General features: G+C 72.8%; 12 protein-coding genes. 5 read left to right on the top strand and 7 right to left on the bottom strand.

The genetic code is table 11. From position 1 onward, the window contains the following. Positions 1 to 114: 114 nt before the first annotated feature. Entirely contained in the window at positions 115 to 477 is a 363-nt protein-coding gene (locus ABZV38_RS03935) for a DUF1844 domain-containing protein (RefSeq protein ID WP_356324243.1), read from the top strand. Between the two features lie 103 nt (positions 478 to 580). On the opposite strand, the gene ABZV38_RS03930 is transcribed toward ABZV38_RS03935, so the two are convergent. Further along, complete coding sequence (locus tag ABZV38_RS03930; protein ID WP_356324241.1) at positions 581 to 1,309, bottom strand: SseB family protein; 729 nt, start codon at positions 1,307 to 1,309, stop codon at positions 581 to 583. Between the two features lie 87 nt (positions 1,310 to 1,396). Here ABZV38_RS03930 and ABZV38_RS03925 point away from each other — a divergent pair, with 87 nt between their 5' ends. Continuing rightward, positions 1,397 to 2,323, top strand: a complete 927-nt coding sequence (locus ABZV38_RS03925; RefSeq protein ID WP_356324238.1) for a serine hydrolase — start codon at positions 1,397 to 1,399, stop codon at positions 2,321 to 2,323. Between the two features lie 42 nt (positions 2,324 to 2,365). Here ABZV38_RS03925 and mycP read toward each other — a convergent pair whose 3' ends face one another. Together mycP and ABZV38_RS03915 are read right to left on the bottom strand one after the other, a co-directional pair. Continuing rightward, on the bottom strand, positions 2,366 to 3,574 hold the full coding sequence (gene mycP / locus ABZV38_RS03920) for a type VII secretion-associated serine protease mycosin (protein WP_356324236.1): 1,209 nt from the start codon (positions 3,572 to 3,574) through the stop codon (positions 2,366 to 2,368). Further along, positions 3,571 to 4,485, bottom strand: coding sequence for a hypothetical protein (locus ABZV38_RS03915; RefSeq protein WP_356324287.1), 915 nt, complete (start codon positions 4,483 to 4,485; stop codon positions 3,571 to 3,573). Before ABZV38_RS03915 ends, mycP begins: the two co-directional genes overlap by 4 nt. A gap of 607 nt (positions 4,486 to 5,092) precedes the next feature. Here ABZV38_RS03915 and ABZV38_RS03910 point away from each other — a divergent pair. Then, entirely contained in the window at positions 5,093 to 6,295 is a 1,203-nt protein-coding gene (locus ABZV38_RS03910) for an amino acid deaminase/aldolase (protein ID WP_356324234.1), read from the top strand. Positions 6,296 to 6,310: 15 nt separating this feature from the next. On the opposite strand, the gene ABZV38_RS03905 is transcribed toward ABZV38_RS03910, so the two are convergent. From ABZV38_RS03905 to ABZV38_RS03890, 4 genes are all read right to left on the bottom strand, one after another. After that, entirely contained in the window at positions 6,311 to 7,222 is a 912-nt protein-coding gene (locus tag ABZV38_RS03905; RefSeq protein ID WP_356324232.1) for a DUF2510 domain-containing protein, read from the bottom strand. A gap of 98 nt (positions 7,223 to 7,320) precedes the next feature. Then, positions 7,321 to 8,109 carry a 3-oxoacyl-ACP reductase gene (locus ABZV38_RS03900; protein WP_355760178.1) on the bottom strand — a complete coding sequence of 263 codons (789 nt, stop codon included), beginning with the start codon at positions 8,107 to 8,109 and terminating at the stop codon, positions 7,321 to 7,323. A 6-nt stretch (positions 8,110 to 8,115) separates the two neighbouring features. Continuing rightward, on the bottom strand, positions 8,116 to 9,480 hold the full coding sequence (locus ABZV38_RS03895; RefSeq protein WP_356324230.1) for an aldehyde dehydrogenase family protein: 1,365 nt from the start codon (positions 9,478 to 9,480) through the stop codon (positions 8,116 to 8,118). Between the two features lie 8 nt (positions 9,481 to 9,488). Continuing rightward, a complete protein-coding gene (locus ABZV38_RS03890) occupies positions 9,489 to 10,850 on the bottom strand; it encodes a glutamine synthetase family protein (RefSeq protein ID WP_356324228.1) in 1,362 nt (453 codons plus the stop codon). Positions 10,851 to 10,924: 74 nt separating this feature from the next. Between ABZV38_RS03890 and ABZV38_RS03885 the strand changes: the two genes are divergently transcribed. Together ABZV38_RS03885 and ABZV38_RS03880 are read left to right on the top strand one after the other, a co-directional pair. Then, positions 10,925 to 11,668 carry an FCD domain-containing protein gene (locus ABZV38_RS03885; protein WP_356324226.1) on the top strand — a complete coding sequence of 248 codons (744 nt, stop codon included), beginning with the start codon at positions 10,925 to 10,927 and terminating at the stop codon, positions 11,666 to 11,668. A gap of 92 nt (positions 11,669 to 11,760) precedes the next feature. Beyond that, positions 11,761 to 12,456, top strand: coding sequence for a gamma-glutamyl-gamma-aminobutyrate hydrolase family protein (locus tag ABZV38_RS03880; RefSeq protein WP_356324224.1), 696 nt, complete (start codon positions 11,761 to 11,763; stop codon positions 12,454 to 12,456). The last annotated feature ends 4 nt before the right edge of the window (positions 12,457 to 12,460 follow it).

Here is a 12,460-nt window from a genome sequence, read left to right as displayed (position 1 = left end):
GGTCGTTACACCAGGTTAGCAGCTCCCCCGGGGTGGTGCGAACCCGCGCGGGGGTGACGGCTCGTGAAGCTCCCGCGGACGGGGGCCGGCAGGCGTGGGCCTATCGTATGCCTCATGAGTGACGCGACCCCCAGCAGTGAAACCCCCGGCTTCGACGACATGGCCCGCGACATCGCGGAGGTCCCCGCGGTCGAGGTGATCGTGACGGTCGCCGTCAATCTGATGAGCGCCGCCGCCGTGAAGCTCGGCCTGACCGAGGACGGCGACAAGCACAAGGACCTCGACGAGGCCCGCAAGCTGGTCCACGCGCTGGCCGGCCTGCTGGACGCGAGCACCACCGAGATCAGCTCGTTCCACGCGGCGCCGCTGCGGGACGGTCTGAAGTCGCTGCAGCTGGCCTTCCGCGAGGCGTCGCTCGTTGCGGACGAGCCGGGCCAGGGCCCCGGCGAGAAGTACACCGGCCCCGTCTTCGGCTGAGGCCACCCCCCGCCCCTCCTTCCGCTTTCCTCCTTTCGACGACCGTGAGGCCCCTGCCCGTCCGGGCAGGGGCCTCACGGTCGTTCGCGGGCCGGTCGGGTGATCAGCGTGCGAAGAACGGCTCACCCGGTGTGATCGCGTCGGCCGGAAGCAGCGCCAGGTCCAGGCCCCGCACCAGCCGGGCACGCAGCACCTCGTCGGCGGCCAGGGATTCCGCAACCCGGCGGGCCGCCTCGGCAGGGGCCGCGTCGGGCGCCAGGACCAGGGCAAGGGTGCCGCCGGCCCGGCCCGGGACGAGGTGGGCGCGGACCACCGCGGGTTCGGCGGCGACCGCCCCGCGTACCGCGGAGGTGACCGCAGGGTCGTCCAGCGGGTCGGCGCTGGTGCGGCCCTCGGCGAGCGCGAGCAGCGCGGAGCCGGTCAGCTCGAACGCGACGGGACCGGCGAGATCGAGCACCACCGTGTCCGCCTTCTCGTGCGCGGCGGCCTGCAGTGCCTGGTGCAGGGGCACGGCGACGGGGCGGGCCTGCGGGTCCCAGCGCGCCAGCGAGGCGGTCGAGGTGAAGGCGGGCAGGGCGCGGCGGTCCCCGGCCTGGAGGGTGGGCACGGCCATGTCACTGGTCTTCTCCCGGCGCAACCCGGTGTCGTCCTCCTCCACTTCCCCGAGGACGGCGACCACGGGAACCAGGAGGCGGGCGCCCTTCAGCGCTTCGAGGACTGGGCCGATGGCCGTACGGTCCTCGGCCCAGGCGGCGAGTGCCGCGGTCAGTACGGGGTCGGCCGTGCCATCGTCGTCGGAGTAACCGGAGTCCGGAATGTTCTTCTGCGCCACAGGGTGAGCGTAGTCGGTGCGGTTTCTCACGAAGCCCTCAGGTGGACCACAGCTCACGGCCAGGTGCCCTTCCTAACGTCCGGTTCCATGCCCCTGCCGATACCGAAGATAAGTACGAAGATGCGTACGTCCGCACTGTCCGCTTCCGTGACGGCCGTGTTCCTGCTGGCCGGTTCCGCCGCGGGCGGCATGTATCTGGTGGGCCGGGGATCGGATCCGGGGCCCGGCGCCATCGCCTCCGTATCACCGGCCGCGGCCCCGCCGGCTCCGGCCCCGCCGGCTCCGGCAGTGACGAGCGAGGAGCCCGAGGTGGATCTGGACGCGGAGCTGGCCGCGGCCGTGGCACCACTGGCCGGTGACTCCAGGGTGTCGGTCGCGGTGCTGGACACCGCAGGCGGGGCCGGTGCGGTGTACGGGAACCGGACGTACGCCACCGCGAGCATCGTCAAGGTCGACATCCTCGCCGCGCTGCTGCTCCGGGCCCAGGACCAGGGGCGGGAGCTCACCGGCTACGAACGCGGCCGCGCCGTCACCATGATCGAGAACAGCGACAACGCCGCCGCGACCGCGCTGATGCAGGCGATCGGCGGGGCGGCCGGGCTCGACGCGGCCAACACGCGGTTCGGCCTGACCAGCACGGCCGCCGCGGCGGCGTGGGGACTGACCCAGACCACGGCGGCGGATCAGCTGGTGCTGCTGAAGACGGTGTTCGGTACGCACTCGGAGCTGACCGATGACTCCCGTGCGTACCTGCAGAGGCTGATGCGGAACGTGGCGGCCGATCAGCATTGGGGGGTGTCCGCGGCGGGCAGCGACTGGGCGCTGAAGAACGGGTGGATGCCACGGAGCGCCACCGGGCTGTGGGACATCAACAGCATCGGGCAGGTGAAGGCCCAGGGGCACACCTACCTGGTGGCGGTGCTCTCCGCCGGGCAGCGGACGATGGCGACGGGGATCGAGCGGGTGGAGTCGGTCGCGAAGGCCGCGGTCGGGGTGCTCGACGGGGCGCGGTGAGGACGTAGGACGCGGCCGGATATCCGGGTGGCCGCCACGGCTTCAGCGGCGTGCGGAGGTTCTCCTGTCGCGCCACAGCAGCACGGCGAGCGCCAGCAGTACGGCTCCGAGGCCGCCCGCGGCCGGGGCGAGCCAGCCTGCGGGACCGCCGTCCCGGTGCTGCGCGGTGGGACCGGGGCCGAAGTACCGCTTGCGGTAGCCGGCCTTCGCGGAGTCGGCGGAGCCGGCCGACTCCGTCTCCGCCCGCAGACCGGCCTTGCCCAGCTTGCCGCCCGCCTTGATCGCGGCGGCCGGGTCGACGATGCCGTAGCCCCGGGAGTCGTCGCGGCCGCCCGCCGGGGAGCTGCGGGCGGTGTCCGTCAGGAGCTTCTTCACCTGGGCTGGCGAGAGCCCCGGATGAGCGGCCCGGACCAGCGCGACCGCGCCGGAGACGAACGCGGAGGCGGCCGATGTGCCCCACTCGATGTAGTAGTGACGGTCGGGGGCCGGGACCACTATGTCGACGCCGGGGGCGCTGACGGTGGCGTACCAGTGGCGGGTGGAGAACGCCGCGTGGGTGCCGTACCGGTCGACGGCGGCGACCGCGATCACGCCGGGGTAGGCGGCGGGGTACGAGACGTGGTCGCCCTTCTCGCCCCCGTTGCCCGCCGACGCGACGACTACGGCGCCCTTCTTCAGCGCGTACTGGATGGCTGCGTCCTCGCCGCCCTCGGGATGCGCGGACGCGCTGTCGTCGCCCAGGGAGAGGTTGATGACGTCGGCGCCGTGGTCGGCGGCCCAGCGGATGCCGTCGGCCAGGGCCGTACCGCGGGACTCGCGGGCCCTGGCGCGGGACGGGTCGGAGGCCTCGAGGATCACCCGGACGGGGAGGATCTTCGCCTCGGGGGCGATGCCGAGCACCCCGTCGGCGCGGCCGACGCCGTGGCCGCGGCCCGCGATGATCCCGGCCATCGCGGTGCCGTGCCGGGCCCAGGAACGGTCGCCGCGCCCGGCGCCGAAGCCGATCAGGTCCTTGCCGGGCAGCACCTGGCCCGCCAGGTCGGGGAGGCTGTCGTCGACCCCGGTGTCGACGACGGCGACGGTGATGCCCTTGCCCTTGGTGGTCTGCCAGGCCCGGTCGGTGTGGAGCGCCTGCAGCCCCCACTGCTGCGGCCGGATGGTGTCCGCGCGGGCGGGGACGGCGGGGAGCAGCGTGAACGCGGTGGCGGCGCAGAGCGCGCCGAGCGCGCGGCGGTGGCGGCGGCTGTTCATTGCGGCTTCTCCGCGAGGTCGGTGAGCGTCCGGCGCAGCCCGCGCTCGATCCGGTCGGCGATGCCCTTGGCCTCATGGCCGAGGCCGGCCTGGGCGGCGGCCGTGGTCGCGTCTGCGGCGAGCGCCTTCGCGACCGGCTGCGGGTCGCTGACCGTGCGCCCGTCCGCGAACCCGGAGACGGCGAACACGACGACCGGCACCTCGGTCAGCACATGAACGGTCCAGCTGGCGCGCTGCCGGTCGCCGAAGCCGGCGGCGACCGTGCCCTTGACCGCGTAAGTACGGGGCATCAGGTCGGTGCGCGCGTCGAGGTGCTGATCGGAGAATCTGGTGCTCAGCGCTCTCATGGCATCCGTGGAACCCTCGGTGAAGATCATTCCGACCGTGGTGACGCTGCTGGAGGTGGCGTCCACGTAGGTGGCGCGCAGCAGCCGCGCGCAGCCGACCGGGCGGATCGTCTTGAGCAGCAGCGGATCCAGGGCGGTCGCACAGCCGCTGTCCGGGGCGACGGCGATCCGGGTCCAGACCCGGTCCGCTGCCCCGGGCCCCGCGCCGTCCCCCTTGAGGGTGCGGGGGAACAGAGTGTCCACGGGGGCGTTGTGCCAGACGGTGCGCCCCGTGGCGTAGGGGTTGCGCGCACCGGCGTCGGCCGAGGAGTCACTGGTGAGCCAGCTGCCGGTGACCGCCCCGCCGATCAGCCCGAGCCCGAGCACGACGCAGGCCGCCGCGGCGGCGGTCCTTGCGGGGCGGCGGGTACGGACGGGACGCAGCCGGGTGGTGGTCTCGGCGGGCGTCTCGGGCCTGAGGTACGGGTACGGGTGCGGGTATGCGTGGGCGTGCGTCTGCGCCGGCGGGAAACCGCCGCCCGGACGGTGCGGGGTCGCGCCGCCGGGGCGCGGCGTGAGATCCACAGCCCCGACGGGCCGCCGCCGGGTCGCCGGGGGCGGCGCCGTTCCGGGGCGGGACGGGGCGCTGGGCGCCGGGGCGGCGGAGGCCGCGGGCACGACGCGGAGCCGGGTGGTCGTCTCCGCCGGCTGCGGTTCCGGCTGGTACGGGGAGGTCGGGGCTGCGGCAGGGACGTGCGGTGCGTGCGTGGGCGCGTCCTGCGCGGGAACGGCGGGTGCGGTGCGCTCGGGCGCGCTGGATGCGGGCGCATCCGGAGCCTGGCCGGCCTGGGCAGAGCTCCGGGGGGCCGGAGCCGTCGGGTGCGGGCCCGGGGTCGGGGGTGTCGTGGTCGTACGTCCCGGGTTGCCGGGGGCGTCCGGTGTGGCCGCCGGGCGCGGTGGCGCCGTCGGACGGGGCGGGACGGGAGCGCGCTGCGCCTCGGTACTCATCCGCCCCCCTGGTCCACGTTCCGTACCGATCGCGGATCACCGTCACAGGCAGGCCCGTTGGTTGCCGCGTGCCGTTACTCTACGGGCTGGGGCGGGTCCGGTGGGAGCCGGGCGCCGTGCCCCTGGGGGATCTGCCCCGATCGTCCCTCTACCCAGCGGTAGAGGCGTCTGGCAAGCTGCGGCCATGACTGCGCGTGCCGCTGACCGGACCCGTTACGAGCGGGCCACCGCACATCTCGACGCCCCGATCGCGGTAGTCGATCTGGATGCCTTCGACGCCAACGCCGACGACCTGGTCCGCCGGGCGGCGGGGAAGCCGATCCGGGTCGCGAGCAAGTCGGTGCGCTGCCGGACGCTGCTGGAGCGGGTGCTCGCGCGGCCGGGGTTCGCCGGGGTGATGTCGTTCACGCTCGCCGAGTCGCTGTGGCTGGCCCGGGCCGGTTTCGACGACGTGCTGCTGGCCTATCCGTCGGCCGACCGGTCCGCCTTCGCCGAACTGGCCGGGGACCCGAAGCTGGCCGCCGCCGTCACGGTGATGGTGGACGACCATGCGCAGCTGGAGCTGATCGACGCGGCGCGGGCCGGTGGTCAGGAGGAGATCCGGGTCTGTCTGGAGCTGGACACGTCGCTGCGGCTGCTCGGCGGCCGGGTCAGGATCGGGGCGCTGCGTTCGCCGCTGCGCTCCCCCGCCCAGCTGGCGGAGCTGGCCCGCTCGGTGACGCGCAGGCCCGGTTTCCGGCTCGTCGGTCTGATGGCGTACGAGGGGCACATCGCCGGGGTCGGGGACTCGGTCGCGGGCCGGCCGCTGCGTTCCCGGGCGATCCGGCTGATGCAGGCGACGGCCCGCAAGGAGCTGGCGGCCCGGCGGGCGGAGGTGGTCCGGGCGGTGCGGGCGGTGGCGCCGGATCTGGAGTTCGTGAACGGCGGCGGCACCGGCAGTGTGCAGCACACGGCGGCGGAGCCGGCGGTCACCGAGATCGCGGCCGGGTCGGGGCTCTACGTGCCGCGGCTGTTCGACAACTACACGTCGTTCTCGGCCCGCCCGGCGGCGCTCTTCGCGCAGCCCGTGGTGCGGCGTCCCGGCGTGGGAGTGGTGACCGTGCTCGGCGGCGGCTACCCGGCGTCGGGGGCCGCGGGGGCGGACCGGCTGCCCGTTCCGTATCTGCCGGAGGGGCTGCGCTACGACCCGCAGGAGGGGCCGGGCGAGGTGCAGACACCGCTGCTCGGCGCCCCGGCCGACGATCTGCTGATCGGCGACAAGGTGTGGTTCCGGCACGCGAAGGCCGGTGAGCTGTGCGAGCGTTTCGACCAGCTGCACCTGATCGAGGGCGACCGGGTGACGGCGACCGTGCCGACGTACCGGGGCGAGGGGCAGACGTTCCTCTGACCTCCTGACCGGGTGTCAGGGGGCCACGGAACTGCCGACGCCGCCGCTGGTCTCGCTGTCGTCGATCGGCCGGATGGCCCGGGTGAGGGTGTCCATGAGAGAGAGCGGCGGTCCGTCGGGTCCCGCGTCGAAGGCGTAGCGCACGATGACCGGCGATTCGCTGCCGACCGTCGACGGGAAGACGAGCGACTGCACATAGCCGCCGAGGCCCTTGGCCGTGTGGACCCGCCAGCGCACCTCGTAGCCCGTCCGGCCCGCCACGCTGACCGATGCGGACCTCAGCTGCTCGTGGGAGGTGATGCCCCCGTGGATCCGGTCGCCGACGATGTTCTCGTCGTACGCCTTGTCGGCCGCGGTGGTGATGTCCTGTTTGGCCAGGGCCTCGGCGGAGGTGAGGTCCGTCTCGCTCGCGGTACGGGTGGTCACCGTGCCGTGGTAGCAGAAGGCGGAGGAGTCGCCGGGGCAGGTGTAGGAGTTGACCGTGCGCATGGTGAGCGCCTTCTCGACGGTGCTCTCCGGCTTCTCCCAGCCGTCGGGGATCGGCAGCGTGATGCCGTTGAGCTGGTCGACGAGCAGCGTCGGGTCCGTGGTCGGACTGTCCCCGCCGGCCGTGGTGGTGGCGGTGGGGAGCGGTGCGGAACGGGTCGGCCCGGACGACCTGGGTTCCGTACCGGAGTCGTCCCTGCCCAGCAGGACGACTCCGGTCACGGCCGCTCCGACAACGACCAGGGCTGCCATCGCGAGGGCCACGATCCGGGTGCCGCCCCCGCTGCCACGGCCTGCGCTCACGTGCGGGGGTGGGGCCGGCTGCTGCGGTACGGGGGTGTTCGGCCGGGTGTGAGCGGTCCATGCCGTGCCGTCCCACCACCGGTCGGTGCCCGGTGCGGCGGCGTCCGGATACCAACCGGGCGGTGTCGCGTTGCTCATGCCTCCACTCTAGGGTTCCGCCGTCAACGGGAGCCCGGCGCGGGCGGTTTGACATGGGCCGACGTGGAGCCATGAGCAAGCGCGTGCCGAGAGGCCGATCAGACGGGCGTGACGTACGCGCCGGAGATTCCGCCGTCGACAAGGAAGTCCGTGGCGTTCACGAACGAGGAGTCGTCGCTCGCGAGGAACGCAACCGCCGCCGCGATCTCGGTGGCCTCCGCGAACCGGCCGACCGGGATGTGCACCAGCCGGCGGGCCGCGCGCTCCGGGTCCTTCGCGAACAGCTCCTGGAGCAGCGGGGTGTTGACCGGCCCGGGGCAGAGCGCGTTGACCCGGATGCCTTCGCGGGCGAACTGGACACCGAGCTCGCGGGACATGGCGAGCACGCCGCCCTTGGACGCGGTGTACGAGATCTGGCTGGTGGCCGCGCCCATGACGGCCACGAACGACGCGGTGTTGATGATCGAGCCGCGGCCCTGGCGCCGCATATAGGGGAGGGCGGCCTTGCAGCAGAGGTAGACGGAGGTGAGGTTGACGTCCTGGACGCGCTTCCAGGCCTCCAGCCCGGTGGTGAGGATGGAGTCGTCGTCGGGCGGCGAGATGCCCGCGTTGTTGAAGGCGATGTCGACGGAGCCGTAGGTGTCGTACGCGGCCTTGAAAAGGGCCTCGACCTGTTCGGGGTCGGTGACATCGGTGCGTACGAAGATGCCGCCGGCCTCGTCGGCCGCGGCCTTGCCCGCGGTCTCGTCGATGTCCGCGCAGACGACGTGGGCGCCCTCGGATGCCAGGCGGCGGGCGGTGGCGAGGCCGATGCCGCTGCCGGCGCCGGTGATGACGGCGGTGCGGCCGACCAGGCGGCGGCAGATGTTCTCGGTGTCGGTGGTCATGCTGGTTCAGGCCTCCGTACTGATGAAGACGTTCTTGGTTTCGGTGAAGGCGGTGAGGGCGTCGGGGCCCAGTTCCCGGCCGAGACCGGACTGCTTGTAGCCGCCGAACGGGGTCCAGTAGCGAACGCTGGAGTGGGAGTTGACGGACAGGTTCCCGGCCTGGACCGCCTGGGAGACGCGCAGCGCGCGGCCGACGTCACGGGTCCAGATGGAGCCGGCGAGGCCGTACTCGGTCGCGTTCGCGAGCCGGACGGCGTCGGCTTCGTCCTCGAAGGGCAGGACGACGGCGACCGGTCCGAAGACCTCTTCGGTGGCCACGGGCGAGTCGGGACGGGCGTCGGTCAGCACGGTCGGCGGGAACCAGAACCCGGGGCCCTCGGGCGCGCCGCCCCGGATCGCGGTCGCGCCCTCGGGGACGTACGACCGTACGCGTTCCAGCTGGGCCCGGGAGATCAGCGGCCCCATCTGGGTCTTCTCGTCGGACGGGTCACCGACGACGACCGAGGCGACGGCCGGGGCGAGGAGTTCGAGGAAGCGGTCGTAGGCGGAGCGCTGGACGAGGATGCGGGTGCGGGCGCAGCAGTCCTGGCCCGCGTTGTCGAGGAACGCCATGGGGGCGGCGGCCGCGGCGGCCTCGATGTCGGCGTCGGCGAAGACGATGTTGGGGCTCTTGCCGCCGAGTTCGAGGGTCAGTCGCTTCACACGGTCGGCGCACCTGGCCATGATCTGCTTGCCGACCCGGGTGGAGCCGGTGAAGACGATCTTGGCGACGCCGGGGTGCTCGACGAGGGCGTTGCCCGCTTCGGCGCCCGCGCCGGGCAGTACCTGGAAGAGATGCCCGGGAAGGCCCTCGTCCAGGGCGAGTTGGGCGAGCCGCAGTGCGGTGAGCGGGGTGGTCTCGGCGGGTTTGAGGATGACGGCGTTGCCTGCGGCGAGGGCGGGGGCGACGCCCCAGGCGGCGATCGGCATGGGGAAGTTCCACGGAGCGATCACGCCGACGACGCCGAGGGGTTCGAGCAGGGTGAGGTCGATGCCGCCGGGGACCGGGATCTGCCGGCCGCTGAGCCGCTCGACTCCCCCGGCGGCGAATTCGAGCAGATCGCGGACGTTGCCCGCTTCCCACCGGGCACTCGCGAGGGTGTGGCCGGCCTCGCGGACCTCCAGCCGGGCCAGCTCCTCGCGGTGTGTGTCGACGGCGGCGGCAAAGCGGCGCAGCAGGCGGGCGCGGTCGGCGGGGGCCATTGCCGCCCAGATCCGCTGGGCGGCCGCTGCACGGCGCACAGCGGTGTCGACCTCGGCCGCGGTGGTGGCCGGGACGGTCGCGACAACTTCTTCGGTCGCCGGGTTGAGTACCTGGTGCTCGGTGGTCACGGAGTGCCTCACAGACGTTCGAAGGAGCGGCGGAGCTCCCAGTCGGTCACCACGGCGTCGAATGCTTCGAGTTCGACGCGCGCCATGTTGCGGTAGTGCGCGACGACGTCGTCGCCGAAGGCCGCCTTCGCCAGGTCGCTCTTCTCCCAGAGGTCCGCGGCTTCGCGGAGTGTGGTGGGGACGTGGTCGTATGCGGCGGTGTAGGCGTTGCCCTCGCAGGGTTCGGGGAGTTCGAGTTTCTGCTCGATGCCGTGGAGGCCTGCGGCGATCAGCCCGGCGACGGCGAGGTGCGGGTTGACGTCACCGCCGGGCAGCCGGTTCTCGAACCGGGTCGAACGGCCGTGGCCGACGACGCGGAGCGAACAGGTGCGGTTGTCGTGGCCCCAGGCGACCGCGGTCGGGGCGAACGAGCCGGGCTGAAAGCGTTTGTAGGAGTTGATGTTCGGCGCGTAGAGGAGGGAGAACTCGCGCAGTGCGGCGAGCTGTCCGGCGACGAAGTGGCGCATCACCGGGGACATGCCGCCGTCTTCGCCTGCCATCACGTTGCGCCCGTCCGCGTCCTGGAGGGAGAGGTGGATGTGGCAGGAGTTGCCCTCGCACTCATTGAACTTCGCCATGAAGGTGAGCGCGACGCCCTCCTGGGCGGCGATCTCCTTGGCGCCGGTCTTGTAGACGGCGTGCTGGTCGCACGTGACCAGGGCCTCGGCGTACCGGAAGACGATCTCGTGCTGGCCGGGGTTGCACTCGCCCTTCGCGGACTCGACGGTCAGGCCCGCGGCCGCCATCTCGTTGCGGATGCGACGGAGCAAGGGTTCGATCCGGCCGGTGCCGAGGACCGAGTAGTCGATGTTGTACTGGTTGGCCGGGGTCAGGTCACGGTAGTTGCGGTCCCACGCCTGTTCGTAGGTGTCCTTGAAGACGATGAATTCGAGCTCGGTGCCGACGTGCGCGGTGAAGCCGTGCCCGGCGAGACGCTCCAGCTGACGGCGGAGGATCTGGCGGGGCGCGGCGACGACGGGCGAGCCGTCCTCCCAGGCGAGGTCGGCGATGACCATGGCCGTGCCGTCGTTCCACGGGACGCGGCGCAGGGTGCTGAGGTCGGGGTGCAGGGCGAAGTCGCCGTATCCACGCTCCCAGGAGGACATGGCGTAGCCGTCGACGGTGTTCATCTCGGTGTCGACGGCGAGCAGATAGTTGCAGCCCTCCGTGCCGTGTTCCAGGACCTCGTCGAGGAAGAAGCGGGCGGCGAACCGCTTGCCCTGCAGCCGTCCCTGCATGTCGGGGAAGGCCAGGACGACGGTGTCGATCTCACCGCTCTCGACGAGGATCCGTAGTTCCTCGACCTCCAGCGGGGGTGTGCGGTCTGCCACGGGAAGAACCTCCTTCGGTCAGCCGGAGTAATAAGGTATGGGCAAGAACCATTGTTGGGAAGGGAGGACGGGACGTGGCGCAGGAAGGCGAGTCCGCCCGGCACGAGTCCGCGCGGCACCTGCGGCCCGTGCTGCGGCCCGTGCGCGCGGGCAACGGCTTCGAGGAGGCGCTCGAACAGATCCTCCAGGTGGTCAGGCTCGGCCTGGTGCCCGGCGGCGAGCGGCTGCCCGCCGAGCGCGAACTGGCCGAGCTGCTCGGGATCAGCCGGGTCACGCTGCGCGAGGTACTGAAGGTGCTGCAGGACCAGCGACTGGTGGAGAGCAGGCGGGGGAGGTACGGCGGTACGTTCGTGCTCCCCCGCGCCGACAGCCCCGGCGAGGACGAGCTGCGCCGCCGGGTGGCGGCCGTCGACATCGAGGACGTCCTGCGCTTCCGTGAGGTGCTGGAGACCGGGGCGGCCGAACTGTGCGCCACGCACGGCTTGACGGACGAGGGCGCGGAGCGGCTGCGTACGGCTCTGGCTGCGACACACGATGCACCTCTGCCCGACTACCGCAGGCGCGACACCCTTCTGCATCTGGCACTGGCCGAGCTGTCCGGCTCCGCTTCCCTGACCGCGCAGTACGCGGCCGTCCGGGCCACGGTGAACGACCTGCTGGACTGCATACCGCTGCTCGTGCGGAACCTGGAGCACTCGCAGCATCAGCACACCGCGCTCGTCGAGGCGGTGCTCGACGGGGACGCGGAGGCGGCGCGCGCCCTGATGCGCGAGCACTGCGCGGGCACGGCGGCGCTGCTGCGCGGATTCCTGGCCTGACCGCTTGCGCGGCAGCCCGCCCAAAGGCAAAGGTATTCGTCAGCACCATTGAACCTGGTCCGCCCGCAGGCGGCCGACCGGAGGGCCCCGCCATGTCCGTACCGCTCATCGGCGTCACCACCTACCTGGAGCCCGTCGCCCGCTGGGGTGTCTGGGAACTGCCCGCTGCCCTGCTCCCGTCCGCCTACCCCCGGCTGGTCCAGCGCTCCGGGGGCCTCGCCGCCCTCCTGTCGCCGGACGCCCCGGCGCGGGCGGCGGCAGCCGTGGCCCGGCTGGACGGTCTCGTCATCGCGGGCGGCGCCGATGTCGAGCCTGTGCGGTACGGCGCGGAGCCCGATCCGAGGACCGGACCGCCGAACCGGGAGCGCGACGCCTGGGAGCTGGCCCTGCTCGATGCCGCCCTGGAGTCCGGCACACCGGTGCTCGGCATCTGCCGTGGCATGCAGCTCATGAACGTGGTGTTCGGCGGCACCCTGATGCAGCACCTGGACGGCCACGCCGGCCCGCACGGCACGGCCGGGGTCCTCGGCGAGCACCCGGTGACACCGGTGCCGGGGACGCGCTACGCATCGATCGTGCCCGAGGAGTCCCCCGTACCGACCTACCACCACCAGGCCGTGGACCGCCTCGCACCGGACCTCGTGGCGTCGGCCCACGCGGCGGACGGCACGGTGGAGGCGATCGAACTGCCGGGGGCACCGTGGGTGCTGGGGGTGCAGTGGCATCCCGAGATGGGTGACGACCTGCGGGTGATGCAGGCGCTGGTGGCGGAGGCGGCGCGCGGCTGATCGT

The organism is Streptomyces sp. NPDC005181, assembly GCF_040608395.1.
Lineage (GTDB): Bacteria > Actinomycetota > Actinomycetes > Streptomycetales > Streptomycetaceae > Streptomyces.
The sequence above is the reverse complement of the archived record's forward strand: the minus strand, read 5'-3'. Positions and strand labels throughout refer to the sequence as shown.